The following is a 23256-nucleotide window of genomic DNA, read 5'->3' as shown; positions in this document are numbered from 1 at the left end:
GTGCTTTTTCGAGTGCTCGGACCTCTTTCGCTCAGCGGCCACAACGGAAAGTTCATCGACATTTCAAGGAAAAGGCACCGGGGGCTTCTGGGTCTCCTGCTGCTGCACGCGAACGTCGCCGTTTCGCAGTCTTATCTGGTCGAACACCTTTGGGACGGCCGTCCTCCCAAGTCCGCCGACGGCAATCTCAAGACCTACGTGTCCCAGCTACGACGTCTTCTGTCGTCGACCGGCGTTCCAGACCTGCGCATCGTCACGTCCAGCAACGGCTACGCGATCACGGTGGACCCCGAGGACCTCGACGCGACCGTCTTCGACCGTCTCGTCGCGGACGGCCGCGCGCGACTCGCCGACGACGATCTGGCAGGTGCGTACGAGGTTCTGGAGAGCGCTTTGGGACTATGGCGGGGGGACCCTCTTCACGGGATCGACCTGGCCGGGGATCTGGCTCCGTGGGCGGGCCGCTTACGGGAAGAACACGTCTCGGCCACGGAGGACTTTTTCGACGTGAAATTACGGATGGGCCGTAACTGGGAATTGCTCGGCCGGCTCCGTGCGTGGACTTCCGTGCACGGGTTGCGGGAGCGGCCTCATGCGCAATTGATGCTCGCACTGCATCGCTCGGGCAGGCAGGCCGAGGCGCTGGGCGTCTACCGCAATCTCTGGCGCTCGCTCGTGACGCACGCGGGTACGGAGCCGAGTGGCGATGTGCGCGACCTGCACCAGCGAATTCTCAGAGGTGATCCCGCGTTGCTTCCCGAGGCCGGAGGCAGGGAGCTCTGGCGATTGTCGGTGCGGTGAACCGCGCGGTACCCGGATCGTCTAGGGAGTGCCGGCCCTGTCCACGCGGCGGCGCAGGAACTCGATCTCGCGGCGCAGTTCGGCCATCTCACGCTTGAGCGCCTGGACCTCCCAGAGGGCGTCCCGGACGTCCTGCCGGTGGTCGGCCCGTGTGACGTACCGCCCGTCGAGCCGCCGAAGCACGGCACGCCGCACCCGCATGGGCAGTAACGCCCGCATGACAAACCGCGCCATGACGGTCACCCTAGCGGCAAAACATGATCTACCCGAACCCGACGAAGGCCGTGAGCTTTCGACCCGTGGCCCCCGTCGTTCCCAGGTCTCGCAAGTCATCCACAGCAATGTGGGAACGTCAGTCCCGGATCTCTTGCCGGGCTTCCGGTCTCGGCTGCAAGCGGATCTCTTGGCGCGCCTGTGTCGCGCCGCCGACCGAGAGTTCTCGATCAGCGAGCCGGCGGCCGATCTCGACTACCCCATCAGCACCACGCAGCGCGAGGCCGATCGGCTGGTGGCGGCCAGGCTGCTGCGGGAACGGAGAATCAGGCGTACCCGACTGCTCCAGGCCAACAAGGTCGATGAGCATTCAGCGGCCGGTGAAGTCGGGCTTGGTTTTTTGGGTGAAGGCCGTGAGGCCGGTGTGGGCGTCCTCGGTGGCGAAGAGGGCCGAGAAGTGCAGGCGTTCGATCTCGAGGCCGGTGTCCAGGTCGACGTCGAGGCCGTGGTCGACGGCCTGCTTGGCGGCGCGCAGGGCCAGGGGCGGCCCGGCGGCGAAGCGCTCGGCGAGGGCGAGGGCCTCGGTGTACACGTCGGCGTCGGGGACGACCTTGTCGACCAGGCCCATGGTGAGGGCCTCGGCGGCGTCGACGTGGCGGCCGGTGAAGATGAGGTCCTTGGCGCGGGCGGGTCCGATCAGCCGGGGCAGGCGCTGGGTGCCGCCCGCGCCCGGGATGATGCCGAGCGCGATCTCGGGCTGGCCGAGCTTGGCGCCCGCGCCCGCGACGCGGAAGTCGGCGCAGAGGGCGAGCTCGCAGCCGCCGCCGAGCGCGTACCCGGTGATCGCGGCCACGACGGGCTTGCCGATCTTCGCCACGGCGGTGAAGCACGCCTGGAGGCCGCCTGAGTGCGCCGACATCTCGGCGTAGCCCATGTGGGCCATCTCTTTGATGTCCACCCCGGCGGCGAACACCCGCTCGCCGCCGTAGATCACAACGGCGCGCACGTCCGGGTCGGCGTCCACCTGCCGGGCGGACGCGCCGAGCTCTTCCTGCATCTGGCCGTTGAGGGCGTTCATCTTCGGCCGGTCCAGGCGGATCGTCGCGATGCCGCCGCCGGACTCGACGCGCACGAACTCTCCCATGACGCCCTCCTCAGGGGTGTGGCGCCGCGCCCCCGGCGGCGCGGCACCCCCCACCTTAGGGTGCCGCCGATCACCGGCGGCCCGCGGGTGCCGCGCGCGTGAGGGCTCCGCCCCGGAAGCCGGGGCGGAGCCCTCCGTCAGCGCAGGGTGCCGTTGGTCATCCCCACCGGCTCCTCCGGCGAGGCGATCAGCCCGAGCTCGGCCGGGGAGGACATCAGCGTGTGGAACGGCACGACGCGGACGGTGTACCCGAACGCGCCGGTCCGGTCCAGCGGGACCACGCCGGTGTAGGTGGCCTTGCCGTCGTCGCCCACCGCCTCCACGGCCAGCGAGACGTACGACGGCTTGATCAGGTCGTCGTGGCCGCCGACCTTGCCGTAGGCCGCCTGCACGCTCACGTCGTCCGGGGACAGCTCCCCGAGCGCGATCGTGGCGCGCACGGCCATGGACGCCCCCAGCTCGGGCGTGTCGCCGATGCCGGAGGTCTCGACGTGCTCCACGCGGACGCCCGGCCAGGCGCGGGTGACCCGCAGCTTCCAGGCGGCGAACTCACGCGCCCGGACGTGGTCGGCCTTGGACAGCTCGCGTGCCGACCCCGCCGCCGGGGTGTAGAGATCGACGACGTAGTCGCGCAGCATGCGCCCGGCCAGGACCTTCGGGCCGAGCGAGCTGAGCGTGTGCTTGACCATCTCGAGCCAGCGCCGGGGGTACCCGTCGGCGGCGCGGTCGTAGAAGCGGGACGAGACCTCGCGCTCGATCAGGTCGTACAGCGCGGAGGCCTCCAGTTCGTCGCGGCGGTCGGCGTCCTCGACGCCGTCGGCCGTCGGGATGGCCCACCCGTTGTCGCCGTCGAACCACTCGTCCCACCAACCGTCCTTGATGGACAGGTTGAGGCCGCCGTTGAGCGCGGCCTTCATGCCGGAGGTCCCGCAGGCCTCCAGGGGACGCAGCGGGTTGTTCATCCACACGTCGCAGCCCTGCACCATGAGCTGCCCGAGGTTCATGTCGTAGTCGGGCAGGAAGACGATGCGGTGCCGGACGTCCTCGCCGTCGGCGAACCGGACGATCTGCTGGATCAGCTTCTTGCCGCCCTCGTCGGCCGGGTGCGCCTTGCCCGCGATGACGATCTGGACGGGGCGCTCCGGGTCGAGCAGCAGCTCCTTGAGTCGCTCGGGCTCCTTCAGCATCAGCGTGAGCCGCTTGTAGGACGGCACGCGCCGGGCGAAGCCGATCGTCAGGACGTCCGGGTCGAGGGCCTCGTCGATCCAGCCGAGCTCGGCGCTGGAGGCGCCGCGGGACCGCCAGGAGGCCCGCAGGCGCGCCCGGGCCCCCTCGACGAGCTGCCGGCGCAGCCTGCCGCGGATGCCCCAGATGTCCTCGTCGGAGAGCTTCTGGATGCCCTCCCAGCCCTGCGCCTTCTCGATCAGCGAGGGGAGCTCCTTGCCCGCCAGCTCCATCACCTCGCGGCCCACCCAGGTGGGGGCGTGCACGCCGTTGGTGATCGAGCCGATCGGGATGTCGTCCAGGTCGAAGCCCGGCCAGAGCCCCTGGAACATCTCGCGGCTGACTTCGCCGTGCAGCTCGGAGACGCCGTTGACGCGCTGGGCGAGCCGCATGCCCATGACGGCCATGTTGAACACCGAGCCCTCGCCCGGGGTCTCCGGCGTGCCCGGCTCGGCGCCGAGCGCGAGGATGCGCTCCACGGGCACCGTCGGCCAGGAGTTGGCGCCGCCGAACTGCCGCTCGATCATCTCGACGGGGAAGCGGTCGATGCCCGCGGGCACCGGCGTGTGGGTGGTGAACACCGTGCCGGCCCGCACGGCTTCCAGCGCCTCGTCGAAGGACAGCCTGTGCTCGGTGAGCTCGCGGATGCGCTCCAGGCCGAGGAAGCCGGCGTGGCCCTCGTTGGTGTGGAAGACCTCGGGGTCGGGGTGCCCGGTGATCCGGCAGTACGCGCGCAGCGCCCGCACGCCGCCGATGCCGAGCAGCAGCTCCTGCAGGAGGCGGTGGTCGGTGCCGCCGCCGTACAGCCGGTCGGTGACGTCGCGGGCGACGTTGTCGTTCTCGGCGACGTCGGAGTCGAGCAGGAGCAGCGGGACGCGGCCGACCTGCTCCACCCAGATCTGGGCGTGCAGCGTGCGGTCGCCCGGCAGCGGGATCGCGATGCGGGCGGGAGTGCCGTCCGCCTCCTTGAGCAGGGACAGCGGCAGGCCGCCGGGGTCCAGGCTCGGGTAGTGCTCCTGCTGCCAGCCCTCGGCCGACAGGGACTGCGTGAAGTAGCCGTGCCGGTAGAGAAGCCCGACGCCGAGGATGGGCACGCCGAGGTCGCTGGCGGCCTTCAGGTGGTCGCCGGCGAGGATGCCGAGCCCGCCGGAGTACTGCGGGAGGGCGGCGGCGATGCCGTACTCGGGGGAGAAATATCCGATGGCCGCCGGCGCGCCGGGCAACGTCTGGTACCAGCGGGGGGCGGTCATGTACTCGCGCAGGTCGTCGGCGGCGTCCGCCAGCCTGCGGAGGAATCTGCGATCACGTGCGAGCTCGGACAGCCTGTCGGCCTCCACCGCTCCCAGGAGCGCCACGGGATCGTGGCCTACCCGCTCCCAGGTGTACGGGTCAACCTCCGCGAACAGGTCCATGGTCTCGGGGTGCCAGGACCAGCGCAGGTTGTGCACCAGCTCGCCCAGGGCGGCCAGCTCGACGGGAAGGACGGTACGGACGGTGAATCTGCGGATTGCTCTCACGGGGCCAGACCCTAGTTACTCAGCGCCACGACGCGCGACCGAAACGCTCTTTGCGTCTGCCAGATCTCTTGCGATTCGCTCTCACCACTAGCAAACATGCTCAAACCTCACTAAAGCCGACGCGGCACAGTGATCACAACTCGATCATGTACGACTGTCGCGCACACCGGCAACATGATGGAGAAAGGGCGCGCCGGGCCCCCCTAACTTCCCCCGAGCAGGCTTGAGGAGGGACTATGGGGGCAGTCCCATGTAAGAGCCTCACCTTCACACCTCCGGTCCCGAGGGTGACACAGGTCACTCCTGACCGGTCGCGACCGTGCCCACAACCACTCTCCGGCAGCAGACCGGAACTACCCGAAAGCAAAGATCAATCCTTGCCCTCACAATTCCCGGTGGCGCCCGGTGCGTCGCCGCTACCTTGAGACGCGATGATCGGACGAATCCCAATTCAGGACATTCACCCAGTCGTCGACTGCGGGCGCTGGCCCGCGAAATCCGCGGCGGGCGAGACTTTCGAGATAGCCGCCACGGTGTTCCGCGAGGGACACGACGCGGTGGCGGCCGGGGTGGTTCTGTTCGCCCCGGACGGCACTCGAAAGCCGCTCCTGCTCATGCGGGAGGGGGAGCCCGGCACCGACCGGTGGTCGGTGGAGGTGACGCTGCCCACGGAGGGCACCTGGCAGTACCGGGTCGAGGCGTGGAGCGACCCGGCGGCCACGTGGCTGCACGACGCGGGCATCAAGATCCCTCGCGGCATCGACGTCGACCTGATGTGCGAGGAGGGCGCCCGCGTCTTCGAGCGGGCCGCGAAGGGCGTGCGCCCCGCGGGCTGTGACGACTGCGCCCACCGCGCGGCGCTGCAGGCCGTGGCGGACAAGCTGCGCGACGACGAGCTGGACCCGCGGGCGCGGCTCGCGGCCGCCCAACTCCCCGAGACCGCCGCCGCCCTGGCCGCCCACCCGCCGCGCGATCTGGTGACGCGCGGGCCGAGGTACCGCGTCCATGTCGAGCGGCGCCGGGCGCTGTTCGGGTCGTGGTACGAGCTGTTCCCCCGGTCGGAGGGCGCGGTCGTCGAGGAGGACAACGTCCCCAGGTCCGGAAATTTCCGGACTGCTACCGAGAGGCTGCCGGCCGTCGCGGGCATGGGCTTCGACGTCGTCTACCTGCCTCCGATCCACCCGATCGGCGACGCCTTCCGCAAGGGCCGCAACAACACCCTGAACCCCGAGTCGTACGACGTCGGCTCGCCGTGGGCCATCGGCTCGGCGGACGGCGGCCACGACGCGATCCACCCCGACCTCGGCACGCTGGAGGACTTCGACGCCTTCGTCAGGCGCGCGGGCGAGCTGGGCCTGGAGGTCGCGCTCGACCTGGCGCTCCAGTGCTCCCCGGACCACCCGTGGGTCAAGGAGCACCCGGAGTGGTTCACCGTCAGGGCCGACGGGACGATCGCGTACGCCGAGAACCCCCCCAAGAAGTACCAGGACATCTATCCCCTGAACTTCGACAAGGACCCCGAAGGGATCTTGGCGGAGGTCCTGCGCGTCGTCCGTCACTGGATGGACCACGGCGTGCGCATCTTCCGCGTCGACAACCCCCACACCAAGCCGGTGGAGTTCTGGGAGCGGCTGCTCGGCGAGATCCGCGCCACCGACCCGGACGTCGTGTTCCTGTCGGAGGCCTTCACCCGGCCGCCGATGCTGCGCGCCCTGGCCAAGGTGGGCTTCCACCAGTCGTACACGTACTTCACGTGGAGGACCACCGAACGGGAGCTGGAGGAGTACCTCTTCGAGCTCTCGCACGAGACGTCGCACTACCTGCGGCCGAACCTCTTCGTCAACACCCCCGATATCCTGCATGAATACCTCCAGACCGGGGGCATGCCGGCCTTCAAGATCAGGGCCGTCCTGGCCGCGCTGGCCTCGCCGTCGTGGGGTGTCTACGCGGGCTACGAGCTCGGGGAGAACACCCCGGTACGTCCGGGCAGCGAGGAATATCTGAACAGCGAGAAATACGAGCTGAGGCCGCGCGATTGGGCGACGGCCGAACGCGAGGGCCGCAGCCTTGCGCCTTTCCTCACGACGCTCAATTTGTTCAGAAGAGCGCACCCGGCGGCCCAGGAACTGCGTAATCTACGGTTCCACAACGTCGACCACCCGGATATGATCTGCTTCTCAAAGCGGCTGCCCGGCGCCTTTGACCCGTCCACACGACGGCACGGCATAGGCGATGTGGTCCTGGTCGTCGTCAACCTCGATCCGCACAACACCCACGAGGCGACGGTCACGCTGGACATGCCTGCCCTCGGCCTCGATTGGGGCGCGGAATTCATCGTGGACGACGAGCTCTCGGGTGAGTCGTATCACTGGCGGCATGCCAACTACGTACGACTCGACCCACATATCAACCCAGCCCACGTCCTCACACTGCGAGCGACGCCGGCGAGCCGGCCATAGGCGCCCGGCCGCGTAGGCGGATGCGCGCATAAGCACAGCGGGGAGTCCACAGGTGAGCTTGACGCCTCAGCCCGTCCCGAACACCTTCACACACGAAACACCACGCGACCCGCGTTGGTACAAGCGTGCCGTCTTCTACGAGGTCCTCATCCGAGGATTCGCGGACTCCAACGGAGACGGTACCGGAGACATCCGGGGTCTGATCAACAAGCTGGATTATCTCCAGTGGCTCGGCGTCGATTGCCTGTGGCTCCTGCCGCTCTACGAATCCCCCCTCAAAGACGGCGGATACGACATTTCCGACTTTATGAAGATTCTCCCCGACTTCGGGGATCTGGGAGACTTCATCAAGCTCGTCGACGAAGCGCACAAGCGGGGCATGCGGGTCATCGCCGACCTCGTCATGAACCACACCAGCGACCAGCACCCGTGGTTCCAGGCATCCCGCCACGACCCCACGGGGCCGTTCGGGGACTTCTACGTCTGGTCGGACGACAACGAGGCGTACAGCGACGCCCGGATCATCTTCATCGACACCGAGGCGTCCAACTGGACCTACGACCCGGTGCGCGGGCAGTACTACTGGCACAGGTTCTTCCACCACCAGCCGGACCTCAACTACGAGAACCCGGCCGTGCAGGACGCCATGCTGGAGGTGCTGAGGTTCTGGCTCGACCTCGGCATCGACGGCTTCCGCCTGGACGCGGTGCCGTACCTGTTCGAGCAGGAGGGCACCAACTGCGAGAACCTGGCCCCGACCCACGCCTACCTCAAGCGGGTCAGGCGCGAGGTCGACCGCCTCTACCCCGACCGCGTGCTGCTCGCCGAGGCCAACCAGTGGCCCGCCGACGTCGTCGAGTACTTCGGCGACCCGGTGACCGGCGGCGACGAGTGCCACATGGCCTTCCATTTCCCGCTCATGCCGCGCATCTTCATGGCCGTGCGCCGGGAGACCCGCTACCCGATCTCCGAGATCATGGCCCAGACGCCCAAGATCCCCGAGAACTGCCAGTGGGGCATCTTCCTGCGCAACCACGACGAGCTGACGCTCGAGATGGTGACCGACGAAGAGCGCGACTACATGTACACCGAGTACGCCAAGGACCCGCGCATGCGGGCGAACGTCGGCATCCGCCGGCGCCTGGCGCCGCTGCTGGAGAACGACCGCAACCAGATCGAGCTGTTCACCGCCCTGCTGATGAGCCTGCCGGGGAGCCCGGTGCTCTACTACGGCGACGAGATCGGCATGGGCGACAACATCTGGCTGGGCGACCGCGACGGCGTCCGCACGCCCATGCAGTGGACCCCGGACCGCAACGCCGGGTTCTCCGACTGCGACCCGGGCCGCCTCTACCTGCCCGTGATCATGGACCCGATCTACGGGTACCAGGCGCTCAACGTCGAGGCGCAGCAGAAGAACTCCGGCTCGCTGCTGCACTTCACCAAGAAGATGATCGAGATCCGCAAGCGCCACCCGGTCTTCGGTCTCGGCGAGTTCACGGAGCTCAACTCTTCCAACCCCAGTGTTCTGGCCTTCGTCCGGGAGCTAGGCGACGATCGAGTTCTGTGCGTCAACAACCTGTCCCGCTTCCCGCAACCCGTGGAGCTGGACCTGCGGAGGTTTGAGGGGGTCACGCCGGTGGAGTGCACGGGTGGGGTTCCCTTTCCACCGATTGGTGAACTTCCGTATCTTTTGACGCTCCCTGGGCATGGGTTCTATTGGTTCACCCTTCCGCCAACGAGCGCAGCAGCCGAGGAGACGTGACACATACTCTCGAAGCGCTTCTTGCCGGCTGGATCACCGGTCAACGGTGGTTCGCCGGCAAGAGCCGCGCGATCAGCGAGCTCGCCGTCGAATCCGCCACCCCGCTACCCCTCCGTGGTCCTGAAGAAATCCTCCACAACGCTGTGGCGGGTTCCTCCAGGACCACGGACCCGGTGGCCCGGCCGCGGACCCGCGGGCAGGTATCCGTCCGACACCTGGTGATCACCGTCCGGCAGGGCGACACCACCGACCGTTATCAGCTTCTGGTGGGCTTTCGCCCGGAACTGCCGCAACGGCTGCGGCACGTCGCGATCGGCCTCACCGACGAGGGCTACGCCTACGACGCCCTCCACGACGCCGACGTCACGGGCGTGCTGCTCTCGGCCGTCGCCGGGGACGCCGACGTCGGCCCCCTGCGCTTCCGCCACATGCCGGGCACCGAGATCGACACCTCGGCGCGCAGCCTCGTCCTCGGGGGCGAGCAGTCCAACACCTCGCTGGTGTTCGGCGACGCCTACATCTGCAAGCTGTTCCGCAAGCTGATCCCCGGGGTCAACCCGGAGGTGGAGGTCGTCTCCGCCCTCGCCCGGCGCGGCTCGCGCAACATCGCCCGCCCCTACGGCTGGATCGAGGCCGACATCGCGGGGCAGAACACCACGCTCGCCTTCACCCAGGAGTTCCTGCCCACCGCGAGCGACGGCTGGTCGCTGGCCCTCACCAGCGTCCGCGACCTGTACGGATCGCCGCCGGGCACGCCCTGCTGCGACGCGGGAGGCGACTTCGCCGCCGAGTCCCACCGGCTCGGCGTGGCCACCGCCAACCTGCACCGCCAGATGGCCGACGCCTTCCCCACCAGCACGATCGAGGCGCCGGAGGTCAAGCGGATGGTCGAGGGCTTCAGGCGCCGCCTGGACTCGGCCATCACGGAGGTGCCCGAGCTGGCCGCCCACGCCGCGTCCGCCCACGAGGCGTTCGACCGGCTGGCCGACATGGGACGGCCGATCACCGTCCAGCGGGTCCACGGCGACTACCACCTCGGCCAGGTGATGCGCACGCCCAGCGAGTGGGTCGTCCTGGACTTCGAGGGCGAGCCCGGGCAGCCGCTCAGCGAGCGCCGCGCCCTGGACTCCCCGCTCCGGGACGTCGCCGGCATGCTCAGGTCGTTCGAGTACGCCGCCCGCCACCTGCTGTTCGGCCGCGCGGACGCCGCGGCGCTGGAGCCGTGCGCGGCCGAGTGGGCCGAGCGCAACCGGGCGGCGTTCATCGCCGGGTACTCCGCGGGCGGCGGCAGGATCCACGGCGACGACGCGATCCTGCTGCGGGCGCTGGAGCTGAGCAAGGCGGCGTACGAGGTCGTCTACGAGGCGCGCAACCGCCCGGCGTGGCTTCCCATCCCGCTCGCCGCCTTCACCCACGCCGCCGCGTAGATTACGATCCGTAATCGCGTTCATGCGAGGCGTGAGGCGGTGGGAGGATGCGGCGAAGGGGGCTCGCCGTCGCGGGGGCCGGGGCCTTCGCCCTGGCCCTTCTGCTGACGGCGTGCCTGGCGGAGCCGCCGGACTGGCGGGCGTCCGGGGCCTACGGCGATCCGGGGCCGGACGCCGCGCGGCCCGGTGTCCCCCGGCCCTCGGCCTCGCCGTCGATGCGCCCGGCTCCGGAGCCCTGGGAGGAAGCGCGGGCCACGGACGTGCTGCTGGCGCATCCGGCGCTCGGCCGCACGGTCAGAAGGGCGTACGCCCGGGCTGCGGGCCGGCCGCTGCGGTCGGCCGCGGACCTGCGCGTCCGCACGTTGATCTTCCGGCGGCACGGCTGCGAGGCCCATCGCTGCCTGCAACTGTTCGTCGAGTTCCCGGGCCATCGATGGCTGGACGTCGGGCGCGTGATCGTCGATCTTTCCACCGGCGACGTACGAGTCCTGAAATGGTGAGATATGCACCTCCGTAACCCCCAGACCGCACGTTTGCCATAGGCAAGGTGTGATCCCGCCGAGATCGTGGGTTGGCGGTCCGATCTGGGGCAGGGTTAGGTGAACACACACGTTGAGGCGAGCGACGGCGGCAAGGAGCCGAGGAGCGGTGAGCGACTGATGAACGCGGAGAACGCCGAGAACGCGGAGAACGCGGACCTGGACCTGGACCTGAACCGGCTGGCCGGCGGCGCGCACCACGATCCGCATTCGATCCTGGGCGCGCACCCCACCCCCGGCGGGCTGACCGTACGGGCGCTGAAGCCCCTGGCCAAGAAGGTCGAGCTGGTCCTCGACGACGGCGACCAGCGCGTGACCCACCAGATGACCCACCAGCAGTACGGCGTCTTCGCGGTGACGCTGCCGGGCGTGGACAAGATCCCGCCGTACAGCCTGCGGGTCACCTACGAGGGCGCCGAGCCGCTGGAGGTCGGCGACCCGTACCGCCACTGGCCCACCCTCGGCGAGGTCGACCTGCACCTGATCGGCGAGGGCCGCCACGAGCGCCTGTGGGAGGTACTCGGCGCCCGGGTGACGCGCCACGACGACGAGGACGGCACCGCCTTCTCCGTGTGGGCCCCGAACGCGCGCGGCGTCCGCGTCGAGGGCGGCTTCAACCACTGGAACGGCTCCGGCCACCCGATGCGGTCCCTCGGCCGGTCCGGCGTGTGGGAGCTGTTCGTCCCCGGCCTCGGACCGGGCGACCACTACAAGTTCTCCGTCCTCGGCGCCGACGGCGTCTGGCGGTCCAAGGCCGACCCGATGGCCCGGCGCACCGAGGTCCCGCCCGCGACCGCCTCGATCATCGAGTCCTCCACCTACGCCTGGGGCGACGAGGAGTGGATGCGCCGGCGGGCCGAGCGCGACAACCTCGCCGAGCCGATGGCCGCCTACGAGGTGCACCTCGGCTCCTGGCGCCCCGGCCTGTCCTACGCCGAGCTCGCGACCGAGCTGGTCGCGTACGTCCGGAACATGGGCTTCACGCACGTCGAGTTCCTGCCCGTCGCCGAGCACCCCTTCGGCGGCTCCTGGGGCTACCAGATCAGCTCGTACTACGCCCCGACCGCGCGGTTCGGCACCCCCGACGAGTTCCGGCACCTCGTGGACAGCCTGCACGCGGCCGGCATCGGCGTCCTGCTCGACTGGGTGCCCGCCCACTTCCCCAAGGACGAGTGGGCGCTCGGCCGGTTCGACGGCACCCCGCTGTACGAGCACGCCGACCCCCGGCGCGGCACCCACCCGGAGTGGGGCACCTACATCTTCGACTACGGCCGCAACGAGGTGCGCAACTTCCTGGTCGCCAACGCGGCGTACTGGCTCAAGGAGTTCCACATCGACGGCCTGCGCGTGGACGCCGTCGCCTCGATGCTCTACCTCGACTACTCGCGGCGCGAGGGCGAGTGGACGCCCAACATCTACGGCGGGCGCGAGAACCTCGACGCGGTGGAGTTCCTCAAGGAGATGAACTCGGTCGCCTACCGCGAGGCGCCGGGCATCGTCACGATCGCCGAGGAGTCCACCGCCTGGCCCGGCGTGTCCCGTCCCGTCTACCTGGGCGGGCTCGGCTTCGGCTTCAAGTGGAACATGGGCTGGATGCACGACACGCTGGCCTACCTGCAGCACGAGCCGATCTTCCGCCAGTACCACCACCACCAGATGACGTTCTCGCTGATGTACGCCTACTCCGAGAACTTCGTCCTGCCGCTCTCGCACGACGAGGTCGTCCACGGCAAGGGCTCGCTGCTCGGGAAGATGCCCGGCGACGAGTGGCAGCGGTTCGCCAACCTGCGGGCCCTGCTCGCCTTCATGTGGGCCCACCCGGGCAAGAAGCTGCTGTTCATGGGCAGCGAGTTCGGCCAGGGCTCGGAGTGGTCCGAGGAGCGCGGGCTGGACTGGTGGGTGCTCGACTTCGAACCCCACCAGGGCGTCCAGAAGCTCGTGCGCGACCTCAACCGCGTGTACGGCGAGACGCGGGCGATGTTCTCGAGGGACCACTCGCCGGAGGGGTTCCAGTGGATCGACGCCGACGACGCCTCGGGCAACGTCTTCTCGTTCGTCCGCCACGGTGACGACGGGTCGATGGTGGCCTGCGTCGCCAACTTCTCCGGCCGGCCGCACGAGGAGTACATCCTCGGCCTGCCCGCCGGGGGGCACTGGGACGAGGTGGTCAACACCGACGCCTTCGACTACCACGGCAGCGGCGTCGGCAACTTCGGGTCGATCGAGGCGGTCGAGGAGCCGTGGCACGGGCTTCCGTACTCGGCCCGCCTGCGGGTGCCGCCGCTCGGGGCGCTGTGGCTGCGCCGCGCCGCGGAGCCCGTGACCGAGACCCCTGCGGCGGTGACCGCCGAGGCCGCCGTGGCCGAGGAGGCCGATGAGAACGCGGTCGAGGAGGACGCGTGACGGGCGGCGTGGTTCGCCAGGGGAAAACGCTGCGCCTCTTTACGCTCCACGTCGCCTAGGGTGTCGCTATGGACGCGACAAAGGCGATCATCGAATCGGTCGACCGGTTCCGGCAGAGGCGCACGGCCCCGTTGATCCTCGAACTCGACCTCACCGAAGGGCTCGCCGAGGGGCCTCCCTCCGACCCGCTGGGGGCGCTCCTGTCCATGCGCAAGACCCGCCTGTCCGACGTGCTGGAGGGGCTGCGCCGCGCGCGTAAGGACCCGCGCGTCAAGGGCCTCGTCGTCAAGATCGGCGGACGGCCGCTCGGGCTGGCCCAGGTGCAGGAGCTGCGCACGGCGATCGTCCAGCTCCGGGCGGCGGGCAAGCTGACGGTGGCGTTCGCCGAGACCTTCGGCGAGTTCGGCGCGGGCACGGTCCCCTACTACCTGGCCAGCGCCTTCGAGAAGGTCTACCTCCAGCCGTCCGGCGACGTCGGGCTGACCGGCGTCAGCCTGGAACAGCGGTTCCTCAAGAACGCCCTCGGCAAGATCGGCGTGGAGTACCAGATCGGCCAGCGGCACGAGTACAAGACCGCGGCCAACATGTACACCCAGGACCACATGACCGACGCGCACCGCGAGTCCGCCGCCCGCATCGCCGAGTCGGTCATCGAGCAGATCGTCGCGGGCGTCGCCGAGGGGCGCGGCCTGCCGCCCGAGCGCGTCCGCGAGCTCATCGACCAGGGCCCGTTCATCGGCACCGAGGCGCTGGAGGCCGGGCTGGTCGACAAGCTCGCCTACCGCGACGAGGTGTACGACGAGATCCGCTCCGAGGGCGATCTGCTGCTGTACGTCTCGCGGTACGCCAAGGGGCCGATCTCGGGCAAGCTGCCCCACCCGGGCGAGCGGGTCGTGGCGCTGATCCACGGCAACGGCATGATCCGTCTCGGCCGCAGCGGGCGCAGCCCCCTCGGCGGCGGGGGCGCCATGGGGTCGGACACGATCAGCGCGGCGTTCCGCGCCGCCCGACGCGACGACAGCGTCCGGGCGGTCGTGTTCCGCGTGGACAGCCCCGGCGGGTCGTACGTCGCCTCGGACGTCGTCTGGCGCGAGGTCGTGCTCACGCGCAAGGCCGGCAAACCGGTGATCATCTCGATGGGCGACCTCGCGGCCTCGGGCGGCTACTTCGTCTCCATGGCCGCCGACGTGATCGTCGCCCAGCCCGGCACGCTCACCGGCTCGATCGGCGTGTTCGGCGGCAAGCCGTCGGTGGCCGAGCTGCTCGACCGCATCGGCGTCACCTCCGAGTCGGTCGACGTCGGCGCCAACTCGGGCATGTTCTCCCCGAGCCGGGCCTACTCCGAGCCGCAGTGGCAGCGGGTGAACGCCTGGCTCGACCGCATCTACGACGACTTCGTGGGCAAGGTGGCCGAGGGGCGGGGCATCGGCCGCGACCGCGCGCACGACCTGGCGCGCGGCCGGGTCTGGACGGGCGCGGACGCGTTCGACAGCGGGCTGGTCGACCAGCTCGGCAGCCTGGAGGACGCACTCGGACTGGCCCGCGGCCGCGCCGGCCTGCCGCAGAACGCCCCGGTCCGCACCTACCCGCGCGTGCACCCGCTGGAGCGCCTGCGTCCCGCCGAGTCCAGCGAGGACCGCGCGGCCGCGCTGAGCCGGGTCCGCCTGGAGGCCTGGGGGCCCCTCACCCGCCTGACCGCCGAGCTCGGCCTTCCGGCGTACGGCCCGCTGATGCTTCCCGGCCAGTGGACGATCCGCTGACCGGTCAGGCGATCCAGGCGGGCAGCAGCTTGTCGCCGTCGGGCAGGGCGCGGCCCGGCTTGACGGCGACCCCCAGTCAGGCCGACATGCGGCAGGCGCTCGACGCCGCCGTGGCGCCGGCGCGCCCGGCATCCTGGCCAGGATCGGCGACGAGCGCGGCACCTGGATCGCCAACCGTGCGAGTCGGCGATCTCGTTCCCACGACCGTGGTCAGGACAAGCGGCCCTGCCTCTCCACCTGATCGAGGAAGTCGAGAACGCGGGGCAGGACCACGTCCGGTGCTTCGAGGACGGGGCTGTGACCGATCTTCTCGAGGCGCCACAGGGTGGCGTTCGGCAGGTGCTCGACCATCTCGTCCTGCCACGGGACAGGACGCGGCTTGTCCTCCTCGCCGGAGACGATGAAGACGGGAACGCTGATCTGCGGAAGCAGGTGCACGGCGGTGCCGCGTTCGATGACACCCGCCATCGCGGGGCGCAGGGTCGGGGGGACCTCGGCGATCCGCGACTCCCACAGCTTGACGATGTCCTGCTTGGCGGGGTCGTTGCGGGTGGTGACGCCGAACATGATCTCCATGGTCTCCTGGAGCACGTCACCGACGAAGCCCTGGCGGCCGACGTTGTCGACCCACTCGCGGAAGAGCGCCAGTTGATCGGCCGGCTCGGAGCAGGCGGACGAGCCGAGGACGACCATCGACCTGATCGGTGCGGGCCGGGTCACCGCCAGCCGGAAACCCACGTCACCGCCCATGGACTGCACGAGCAGGTGCACCCGTGCGAGGTTCAGGGCCTCGGACAGTGCGATGACGTCGGCGGTGACGGTGTCCAGATGGATGATGTCGCCCTCGGCCGCCGCGCTCCGGCCCTGACCGCGGAAGTCGGGGCGGACGACCCGGTACCTGCCGGCGGCGGCGTCCTTGAAGCCCTCGAACATGCGGCCGTCGAGGAACAGCGAGTGGAGGGCGAGGACAACGGGAAGATCCTCCTCTCCGGTGTCGCGGACGAAGAGTTCCGTTCCGTTGGCCTTGATCCTGGTCTCGGTTTCGGTGCCGCTCATGATGGTGCCTCTCATAGGTGTGGAAAGGGGGACGGGTATCTGTGCACCGGGCAGGCGGGCGTCGAGGAAGGCGACAATCGCCAGGGGCCCGTCAGCGCCGCGCCGAGGCGAGAAGCAGGCGACGGCTGGTGCTGCTCAAAGCGGTGGCGGCTACCAGGATCCCGCCCTGGAAGAGGAACTGGACGTAGGACTGGGCGCCCAGGAGGGACAGCCCGTTAAAGGTGACGGTGACGATGAGGACGCCCACGAGCGTGCCCAGGATGTGGAAGTCTCCGTCCCTGAGCACGGACGCGCCGAGGAAGGCCGCGGCGAACGCGTTCAGCAGGTATCCGTCGCCGGCCGTGACCTGCCCGCTGCCGATGCGCGCCGACAGGACGACGCCCGCCAGGCCGGCGCACAGCCCGCAGATGACGAAGGCGGCCATGGTGATGCGGGCGACCCGTACACCCGCCATGCGGGCGGCCACCTGGTTGGCGCCCACCGCCTGCATGTGATGTCCCAGCAGCGTGAAGTTCAGCGCGACCCATAGGCCGCCCAGAACGACTGCCGTGAGGATGACGGGGACGGGGATGCCGAGCACCGAGGCACGGGCGATGTCGGTGAAGGGGCCGGGTTCGAGCGTGATGGGTGTGCCGTTGGAGTAGGCGTAGTTGATTCCCAGCAGCATGGTGCTGGTGCCCAGGGTGGCGACGATCGGGTTGATGCGTAGATGCGCGACGAGCAGCCCGTTGACCAGCCCGATGATCGCGGCAGCGGCCAGGGCGAGCAGTATGGCGGCGAACCACGGAAGGCTGCTGCGCTCCAGGAAGCCGACCGCGAGGATGCCGGAAAGGCTCACCACGGAGGCGAAGCTGAGGTCGAACTTGCCCGCCACCAGCGGGAGGGTGAGGCCGCCGGCGACGATGGCCAGCGTGGCGCTCTGGTTGAGGATGTTCAGCAGGTTCTGACCGGTCATGAACGCCTGCGGGCTGGCCGCGGTGAAGCCGATCAGGAGCAGGACGAGGACGGCGGGGGTTCCATACCTGCCGGCGAGAACCAGCGTGCGCTGCGCTTTGCCCGGCTCGGCCCCCGGCTCGGCCGACGGCTTCGTGGCTTGTTGGATGATGCCTTCCATGGCGGGTACTCCAGTTTCTTGACCGCGCGGCGTCGATCACGCGTAGCAGCGATGCAACATGTCGGGGACGGTGATCTCGTCGCCTGTGAGCTCGCCGACGATGCGGCCCTCGGCCATGACGAGCACCCGGTTGCACTCGAGGAGTTCCTCGAACTCCGATGAGATGACGAGAACGGCGGATCCGGACTCGCCGGCCTCGCGGATCCGCTCGTAGATGTCGGCGCGCGCGCCCACGTCCACACCACGCGTCGGCTCGTCCAGGATGAGGATCTTCGGGTTGGTGGCCAGCCAGCGGCCCATGACGACCTTCTGCTGATTTCCGCCGCTGAGACCCACCACCGGCCGGCGGGCATCGGCCGTCTTGATCCCGAGGGTGCGGCAGGTGCGATTCGCCGCGGCATGGGACGAGCGGGACCGGATGAGCGGTAGCCACCTGCTGACGCGCCACCGGTCCCACACCGTGATGTGGAGGTTTTCCTCCACCGAATGCGTGAGGAACAGCGCCTCGGAGCGCCGTTCCTCGGGAACATAGGCGACGCCCTGGGTGATGGCCTGCGGAATGGAGCGTGGCCGGTACGGCTTGCCGTCCAGGACCATCGTGCCGCTGTCGGGGCGATCGGCACCAAAGATCAGCCGTGCCAGCTCCGTACGCCCGGAGCCGACCAAGCCGGCGATGCCGACCACCTCGCCCTCGTGAAGCGTGAGGGACACCTCGCGCACGCTCCGTCCTCGGCGCACTTCCCGCAGGTCCAGGACGACGCGGCGGTGTTCGGTCGCTTCGAGGGCCGTGGCCCCGGCGCCGGGGGTGACCTCCTGGCCCACGATGACACGCACAAGGGCTTCTCGGGTGATCTCCGCCCGCGGCAGCGACAGGGCCACCGATCCGTCCTTGAATGCGGTGACCCGGTCACAGACGGCCGTCACCTCGTCGAGCCGGTGACTGATGAACACCACGGCCACGCCGGAGGCGGCCAGTTCACGCGCCACCTTCAGCAGCGTGGCCGCCTCCTGGGCGTCCAGGGATCCGGTCGGCTCGTCCATGGCGATGAGGGCACGGTCCTCGACCAGCGCCCGCGCGATGGTGACGAGCCATTGCTGATGAACGGTCAGTTCGGAGACGGGGACGTCGAGCGGGAAGTCGATCCCGACCCGCCGGGCGGCATCGAGCACCGCGCGAGGCACGCCGCTGAACCGGCGCAGGGCCACCATCGATCCGCGGTGGCTGCCGAGCATGATGTTCTGCGCTCCGGTGAAGGAGTTCACCAGGTTCAGCTCCTGGTGGATGAACGCGAGTCCGAGGCGGGCCGCGTCGGCTGGGCCGTGAACGTGGGTGATCTCGCCGTCGACCAGGATGTCGCCCGCGTCGGGTCGCTCCAGACCGGCCAGACAGTTGATCAGCGTGGACTTGCCGGCGCCGTTCGCTCCGACGAGCCCGTGGATCTCGCCCCGCCGGAAGGAGACGTCGACGCCGCGCAGCGCGCGGATGGCCCCGTAGGACTTCGCCAGCCCCCGCACCTGGACCAAGGGGGCCGCCTGGCCGGGCGGCACCGGGTCCCCCGGCCCCGTCGTTGCTGCCGTCATGACTACTTCCTCAATTCGGGATGGTCCGCCAGGAAGCCGTCGACGTTGGACCTATCGATGATCTTGTAGTCGCCATCGATCTCGACCGGCTCGAAGTCGTCGGGAGCGGCCCAGTACTTCTCCATCAGTTGAGCGATCTCGCGTCCCTGGGACGGTCCGTCGATCCACTGGGTCGCGGTCAGCTTCCCCGCCTTGACCAGGGACAGCGCCTCGGCGGTGCCGTTGAGACCGTAGGTGAGGACATCGGTGCGGCCGAGTTGCTGCAGGGCCGCGACGGCGCCGGTGGCCGGGTCGTCGAAACAGGCCCACACGGCGAGCTTGCCGCCCTTGGGGTGGGCCTGCGCCCAAGCCTGCGTCGCCTTGTCCGCCGATTCGACCTGCCCGGGGATGGTGATCTGCTGGGCGTCTACCTGGATGTCCGTCTTCGCCACGGCCTCGTCGAGCGCCTTCTCGCGGCGCTGGCATGGCAGTCCCGGGCGATAACCGAGGGCCAGCAGCGCTCCCTTGCCGCCCAGGTCGTTCACCACCCGCTCGGCCATCGGCGCACCGATCGACACGTCCGCCGCGATGGGGACGCCCGGCCCGATGCCGCCTCCCCAGTTGGCCACGGGAATGCCCGCGGCCTGTGCCGAGGCGACTCCCGAGGCCAGCGCAGCGGTGGGGAATACGGAGATGGCGATCGCGTCGACACCCTTGGTGGCCAGGTTGGTCAACGCCGTGTTGGCGAAGTCGACGCTGCCGTTGGCGTCCACCTCCGTGATCTCCCAGCCCTTGCTCTTTCCATAGGCGGCGATGGCGTCAAGGGCGCTGTTGGCGTATACGTCCGATCCGGAGAATCGGATCAGTCCCACGGTTTTGACACCTTCTCCACCGGCGTTGGTGGTTCCGGCGGTGCAGCCGGCAAGTACGGCGGTCAGGCCGCTCAGGGCGGCGAGGGTACGTATGACAGTTGTGCGGCGTTTCATGGCGCACTCCTTCGTCTTCGTGAAGGGGTGGGGGTCTGCGGCCTGCTGGTGTGAGTTCAGGCGGGGCGCGTTGTCGTGGCCGTGGGCGGGGGTGGGCCGAGGGCTGCACCGAGCCCGTGGATCCGCGGAAAGGTGAGTGTTCAAGCGGAATCAGGGCAGGCCGAAGGGATGGACCGCCCCTGGTGCGGCCCTCCTGGAAGTGAACGGAAGAACGTCAGCCGATCGGCGCGTTCACCCCGTGAACAGTTCGGGGTGCCGCGACAGCGCGAGCCGTGTCCGGCGGATGTGGCCCGCCAGGAAGCGCTCGGCGTCGGTGGGATCGCCTCGTTTGATCGCCTCTATGATCAGCCGGTGCTCGAAGTTGATCAGTTCACGCCCGGTCGGATCAATGAGGTGGGCGTAGGCCCGCCGGTAATGCTGAGTGGTGTTCCAGAAACGGCGGACCATCGTGTGAAGCTGATCGATGCGGCAGCCCGAGTAAGTTATGAGATGCAGTTCTCGGTCGAGGGTGAGGAAATGGTCGACGTCGCGGTTGACTTCGATCTCATGCTGAATCTTGTCCAGCCGGGCGAGGTCGTCGGACGTGAGATTCGGCATTGACTCGCTGAGGGCGAGGGGTTCCACCCGCTCTCTCAGCTTGTAGGTCGCCTGGCACTCGGCCAGGTCCATCTTGGAGACCCACGCCCCGCTGTTCGGCTTCAGGACGACCAGGCCTTCGGCCTCCAGGATCCGCAGGGCCTCGCGGACCGGAAGCCGGCTGGAGCCGAGGGACGCGGCGACTTCCTCCTGCATGATTCGCGCGCCCGGGGTGAGGCCCCCAGAGAGGATCTGCTTGCGCAGTGTGTCGGCGACCCTCTGACTGGCGACAGAGGACTGTCTGTCGAGGCCTGGCGGCATGGTCTTCCTAACGTGACAGGTGATCCGGCATCTCAGGTTGCCATAACCTCACCCCCCGCCCCCCGCCGCGATCAAGGGCCCTTTCGTACGCCTTGCCGCGCGGAAACGAGACAAGCTCGAACTGCATGCCCCAGGGGGCGAGGAAGTACACCCAGCGCTGCCCCTCGCTCGGGCCGGTGCTGTCGGTCGGCTCACCCAGCACCGTCACCTCGTGCGCCTGCAGGTGCGCCACGGCCGCGTCCAGGTCCTGAACGTAGAAGGCCAGGTGATGGCCGCCGATGTCGCTGTTGCGGGGCGGGATCGAGTGCTGGTCCGGGGATTCGTACTGGAACACCTCGAAGTTGGGACCGTTGGCACAGCGGAAGAAGGCCAGGCGGCGCATCACCGCCCGCGGGTGGACGTTGAGCCGGTCGGCCATCCACGTGCCGTCGGACCGGAAGGGTCCCAGTGTGTAGACCAGTTCGCACCCGATGACCTCGGTGAGGAACCGGGTGGCCGCGTCCAGGTCGGGCACGGTGAAACCGACGTGTTCGACCCCTGCCAGTCCGGGCAGGCCGCGGGCGCGGGCCGGCCTCACCGCCGCTCCCGGGGCAGCGGCTCGGACGGTCTGCGGCGCCTGGGGACCTCGATGGCCTCGACGATCAGGCCGACGCTGCCCTGGGTGTCGAAGTAGGCGAACCCCCCGTCGCCGTCCTGCCCGTATCCGCTGCCGGACTGGAGCAGACCGACCCCACGCGCCGTCACCTCACGGATGGCCGCTTCCGCGGACGGAACCCGGAAGCCCAGGTGGTGAAGGCCGTAGCCGTGCTCACTGATCCACTCCGTGTAGATGCTCGGCCCCTCCAGCGACTCGATCAGTTCGATCTGCGGGGCGTTCCCGACGAGGGCGACCCGCATCCGGAACGTCCCCGGCTTGCCGCGGTAGGCCAGGTGGGGAACGGTGTCGGGCGCGTAGGTGTAGATGAGCCAGTCGTTCGCTCCCAGCAGGGCCGACCAGGTGGCCACGCCTGCCGCAAGGTCGGGTACGAGGATGCCGACCTGGGCCACCGGCAGCCCCGCCAGGGGCGCCGGCAGCACAGCGGGATCCGGGATGCCGGCCGAGAGACCGCTCATCACCGAGTCCCCCGTACGAAGTCGCGCACCGTCTGGTTGAACTCGACCGGGTTCTCGATCATCGGGTAGTGGCCGGTTCCCTCAAGGACGGCGATCCGGCTGCCGGGGATGCGGCTGGAGACCTGCTCGACCATGTCCTGCGGGACGAGCCAGTCCGCGTCACCGCGCAGCAGCAGCACCGGGCTCTCGATCCGGCCGACCTGACCCCGGCGGTCGAAGCCCGCGTAGCCGGTGAGATCTGCGGCGATCACCTCCGGGCACACCCTGCGCAGCTGCCACACGACCTCGCGGGCGCGGTCGGGCGGGGTGCGGCGGCCCGTCATGGAGCGGGACCAGCCTTCCAGGATCTGCGGCCCGTTCAGCAGCAGCATCTCCAGCAGCGTGTCGCTGACGGTCGGGGTGTAGTCGGAGCCCTCGGCCGAGATGACGGCGCGGTAGAAGTCCGGCCGCCGGGAGGCCAGTTCGAGAACCATGTTGCCGCCCATCGAGCACCCCACGATGACCGGGTTCTCCAAGCCGAGAGCTTCGATGAACGCCTCGTTGAAGTCGGCGTGGTCGCTGATGTCGCGGAAGGCGCCGCCGGCCGGTTCGAGGGTCTTGCCGTGGCCGGGGGCGTCGATGGAGATGACGCGGAACTCGTCGGACAGTCCCTCCACGACGTGGCGGTACATCAGGGTGTCCTGGCCCGCCGCATGGATGCAGACGATCGGGATGCCCTCACCGGCCTCCTCGTAGTACGTCCGCAGACCGTTGACCCGCAGGTAGCGTCCGGTGATGACGGCGTGGCGGTCCGTCTCGGGGTCGGGAGAGTAAGGCCCGCCCTCGACCGCGGGCCTGCCGGCCGTGGACAGCGCGCCGAGCAGCCGCCACATCGCCTTGACGTTGCGCATGGCGGCGATCCCGTCGCCCTCCACGGTGATGCGGCCCAGCCCCGGCGACGTGCCCGCGAACCAGTCGGTCTCCCTGTCGATCACGCGGCGCCACTCCGCGTCCGGGGCGACGATGGTGATGTCGGCTCCCTGCGGGTGAGCTCCCTGCCGCACGGAGACGACCCGCCCGTCGCGCGTGTCCATCGTCCAGGAGGCGTGGTCGCCGCGGAACTCGATGCGGGCGGGGAAATATCTGGCCGCCTCCGTCCACTCGGAGTCCGCGTTGAGCTCGGCTTGAACCGCCTCCCACCAGGACTCCTGCTCAAACTCCTTGAGGTCGCTGGGGCCGCTCGGTGTCTTAGCCATGACCGTTCTCCTTGGATCCATGCTTCTTCAAGGCAGACCTTCA

General features: G+C 69.4%; 19 protein-coding genes. 7 read left to right on the top strand and 12 right to left on the bottom strand.

What is annotated here, in order from left to right; all coding sequences use genetic code 11:
• The first annotated feature begins 12 nt into the window (after window positions 1-12).
• Window positions 13-801 (top strand): AfsR/SARP family transcriptional regulator, encoded by a 789-nt coding sequence (locus AB0M95_RS31225; RefSeq protein WP_363772261.1) that lies wholly within the window; start codon window positions 13-15, stop codon window positions 799-801.
• Window positions 802-822: 21 nt separating this feature from the next.
• Here AB0M95_RS31225 and AB0M95_RS31220 read toward each other — a convergent pair whose 3' ends face one another.
• The 4 genes from AB0M95_RS31220 to glgP form a co-directional block, all read right to left on the bottom strand.
• Complete coding sequence (locus AB0M95_RS31220) at window positions 823-1035, bottom strand: hypothetical protein (protein WP_358511651.1); 213 nt, start codon at window positions 1033-1035, stop codon at window positions 823-825.
• 118 nt (window positions 1036-1153) lie between these two features.
• Window positions 1154-1384 carry a hypothetical protein gene (locus tag AB0M95_RS31215; protein WP_363772258.1) on the bottom strand — a complete coding sequence of 77 codons (231 nt, stop codon included), beginning with the start codon at window positions 1382-1384 and terminating at the stop codon, window positions 1154-1156.
• A complete protein-coding gene (locus AB0M95_RS31210) occupies window positions 1385-2158 on the bottom strand; it encodes an enoyl-CoA hydratase-related protein (RefSeq protein WP_363772255.1) in 774 nt (257 codons plus the stop codon). It abuts the gene before it with no gap.
• 137 nt (window positions 2159-2295) lie between these two features.
• Window positions 2296-4899 (bottom strand): alpha-glucan family phosphorylase, encoded by a 2604-nt coding sequence (glgP, locus tag AB0M95_RS31205; protein WP_363772252.1) that lies wholly within the window; start codon window positions 4897-4899, stop codon window positions 2296-2298.
• Window positions 4900-5330: 431 nt separating this feature from the next.
• Between glgP and AB0M95_RS31200 the strand changes: the two genes are divergently transcribed.
• The 6 genes from AB0M95_RS31200 to AB0M95_RS31175 all read left to right on the top strand — a co-directional run bounded on the left by AB0M95_RS31200 (window position 5331) and on the right by AB0M95_RS31175 (window position 15252).
• The gene (locus AB0M95_RS31200) at window positions 5331-7358 is read left to right on the top strand and encodes an alpha-1,4-glucan--maltose-1-phosphate maltosyltransferase (RefSeq protein WP_363772249.1); all 2028 of its coding nucleotides are present in this window, start codon (window positions 5331-5333) and stop codon (window positions 7356-7358) included.
• A 52-nt stretch (window positions 7359-7410) separates the two neighbouring features.
• Complete coding sequence (gene treS, locus AB0M95_RS31195) at window positions 7411-9123, top strand: maltose alpha-D-glucosyltransferase (RefSeq protein WP_358511636.1); 1713 nt, start codon at window positions 7411-7413, stop codon at window positions 9121-9123.
• On the top strand, window positions 9120-10550 hold the full coding sequence (locus tag AB0M95_RS31190) for an aminoglycoside phosphotransferase (RefSeq protein ID WP_363772245.1): 1431 nt from the start codon (window positions 9120-9122) through the stop codon (window positions 10548-10550). The genes treS and AB0M95_RS31190 overlap by 4 nt, the downstream gene beginning before the upstream one ends.
• A 47-nt stretch (window positions 10551-10597) precedes the next feature.
• Window positions 10598-11050 carry a hypothetical protein gene (locus AB0M95_RS31185; RefSeq protein WP_363772242.1) on the top strand — a complete coding sequence of 151 codons (453 nt, stop codon included), beginning with the start codon at window positions 10598-10600 and terminating at the stop codon, window positions 11048-11050.
• Between the two features lie 159 nt (window positions 11051-11209).
• The gene (gene glgB / locus AB0M95_RS31180) at window positions 11210-13492 is read left to right on the top strand and encodes a 1,4-alpha-glucan branching protein GlgB (protein ID WP_363772287.1); all 2283 of its coding nucleotides are present in this window, start codon (window positions 11210-11212) and stop codon (window positions 13490-13492) included.
• A 68-nt stretch (window positions 13493-13560) separates the two neighbouring features.
• On the top strand, window positions 13561-15252 hold the full coding sequence (locus AB0M95_RS31175; RefSeq protein ID WP_363772239.1) for a S49 family peptidase: 1692 nt from the start codon (window positions 13561-13563) through the stop codon (window positions 15250-15252).
• A 210-nt stretch (window positions 15253-15462) separates the two neighbouring features.
• Here the strand turns inward: AB0M95_RS31175 and AB0M95_RS31170 are convergent, their stop codons facing one another.
• The 8 genes from AB0M95_RS31170 to AB0M95_RS31135 form a co-directional block, all read right to left on the bottom strand.
• Window positions 15463-16308, bottom strand: a complete 846-nt coding sequence (locus tag AB0M95_RS31170; protein ID WP_363772236.1) for an alpha/beta hydrolase — start codon at window positions 16306-16308, stop codon at window positions 15463-15465.
• 91 nt (window positions 16309-16399) lie between these two features.
• Entirely contained in the window at window positions 16400-17422 is a 1023-nt protein-coding gene (locus AB0M95_RS31165) for an ABC transporter permease (RefSeq protein ID WP_363772233.1), read from the bottom strand.
• Window positions 17423-17458: 36 nt separating this feature from the next.
• Window positions 17459-19003 carry a sugar ABC transporter ATP-binding protein gene (locus AB0M95_RS31160; protein ID WP_363772231.1) on the bottom strand — a complete coding sequence of 515 codons (1545 nt, stop codon included), beginning with the start codon at window positions 19001-19003 and terminating at the stop codon, window positions 17459-17461.
• 2 nt (window positions 19004-19005) lie between these two features.
• Window positions 19006-19968, bottom strand: a complete 963-nt coding sequence (locus AB0M95_RS31155; protein WP_363772228.1) for a sugar ABC transporter substrate-binding protein — start codon at window positions 19966-19968, stop codon at window positions 19006-19008.
• A 231-nt stretch (window positions 19969-20199) separates the two neighbouring features.
• Complete coding sequence (locus AB0M95_RS31150) at window positions 20200-20865, bottom strand: GntR family transcriptional regulator (RefSeq protein WP_363772226.1); 666 nt, start codon at window positions 20863-20865, stop codon at window positions 20200-20202.
• 7 nt (window positions 20866-20872) lie between these two features.
• On the bottom strand, window positions 20873-21442 hold the full coding sequence (locus AB0M95_RS31145) for a VOC family protein (protein WP_363772223.1): 570 nt from the start codon (window positions 21440-21442) through the stop codon (window positions 20873-20875).
• Window positions 21439-21978 carry a VOC family protein gene (locus AB0M95_RS31140; protein WP_363772220.1) on the bottom strand — a complete coding sequence of 180 codons (540 nt, stop codon included), beginning with the start codon at window positions 21976-21978 and terminating at the stop codon, window positions 21439-21441. The genes AB0M95_RS31145 and AB0M95_RS31140 overlap by 4 nt, the downstream gene beginning before the upstream one ends.
• The gene (locus AB0M95_RS31135) at window positions 21978-23213 is read right to left on the bottom strand and encodes an alpha/beta fold hydrolase (protein ID WP_363772217.1); all 1236 of its coding nucleotides are present in this window, start codon (window positions 23211-23213) and stop codon (window positions 21978-21980) included. The genes AB0M95_RS31140 and AB0M95_RS31135 overlap by 1 nt, the downstream gene beginning before the upstream one ends.
• Between the last annotated feature and the right edge of the window lie 43 nt (window positions 23214-23256).

This window comes from Sphaerisporangium sp. NPDC051017, assembly GCF_040683095.1.
In the GTDB taxonomy this organism is placed as follows: domain Bacteria; phylum Actinomycetota; class Actinomycetes; order Streptosporangiales; family Streptosporangiaceae; genus Sphaerisporangium.
This window is presented reverse-complemented; position numbering and strand designations above follow the sequence as displayed.

Excerpts from the sequence above, each read along its gene's own strand:
- AB0M95_RS31220 (WP_358511651.1), bottom strand. The coding sequence starts at position 1,035 with ATGGCGCGGTTTGTCATGCGGGCGTTACTGCCCATGCGGGTGCGGCGT.
- AB0M95_RS31215 (WP_363772258.1), bottom strand. The coding sequence starts at position 1,384 with ATGCTCATCGACCTTGTTGGCCTGGAGCAGTCGGGTACGCCTGATTCT.
- AB0M95_RS31210 (WP_363772255.1), bottom strand. The coding sequence starts at position 2,158 with ATGGGAGAGTTCGTGCGCGTCGAGTCCGGCGGCGGCATCGCGACGATC.
- AB0M95_RS31200 (WP_363772249.1), top strand. The coding sequence starts at position 5,331 with ATGATCGGACGAATCCCAATTCAGGACATTCACCCAGTCGTCGACTGC.
- AB0M95_RS31185 (WP_363772242.1), top strand. The coding sequence starts at position 10,598 with ATGCGGCGAAGGGGGCTCGCCGTCGCGGGGGCCGGGGCCTTCGCCCTG.
- glgB (WP_363772287.1), top strand. The coding sequence starts at position 11,210 with ATGAACGCGGAGAACGCCGAGAACGCGGAGAACGCGGACCTGGACCTG.
- AB0M95_RS31175 (WP_363772239.1), top strand. The coding sequence starts at position 13,561 with ATGGACGCGACAAAGGCGATCATCGAATCGGTCGACCGGTTCCGGCAG.
- AB0M95_RS31170 (WP_363772236.1), bottom strand. The coding sequence starts at position 16,308 with ATGAGCGGCACCGAAACCGAGACCAGGATCAAGGCCAACGGAACGGAA.
- AB0M95_RS31165 (WP_363772233.1), bottom strand. The coding sequence starts at position 17,422 with ATGGAAGGCATCATCCAACAAGCCACGAAGCCGTCGGCCGAGCCGGGG.
- AB0M95_RS31160 (WP_363772231.1), bottom strand. The coding sequence starts at position 19,003 with ATGACGGCAGCAACGACGGGGCCGGGGGACCCGGTGCCGCCCGGCCAG.
- AB0M95_RS31155 (WP_363772228.1), bottom strand. The coding sequence starts at position 19,968 with ATGAAACGCCGCACAACTGTCATACGTACCCTCGCCGCCCTGAGCGGC.
- AB0M95_RS31150 (WP_363772226.1), bottom strand. The coding sequence starts at position 20,865 with ATGCCGCCAGGCCTCGACAGACAGTCCTCTGTCGCCAGTCAGAGGGTC.
- AB0M95_RS31140 (WP_363772220.1), bottom strand. The coding sequence starts at position 21,978 with ATGAGCGGTCTCTCGGCCGGCATCCCGGATCCCGCTGTGCTGCCGGCG.
- AB0M95_RS31135 (WP_363772217.1), bottom strand. The coding sequence starts at position 23,213 with ATGGCTAAGACACCGAGCGGCCCCAGCGACCTCAAGGAGTTTGAGCAG.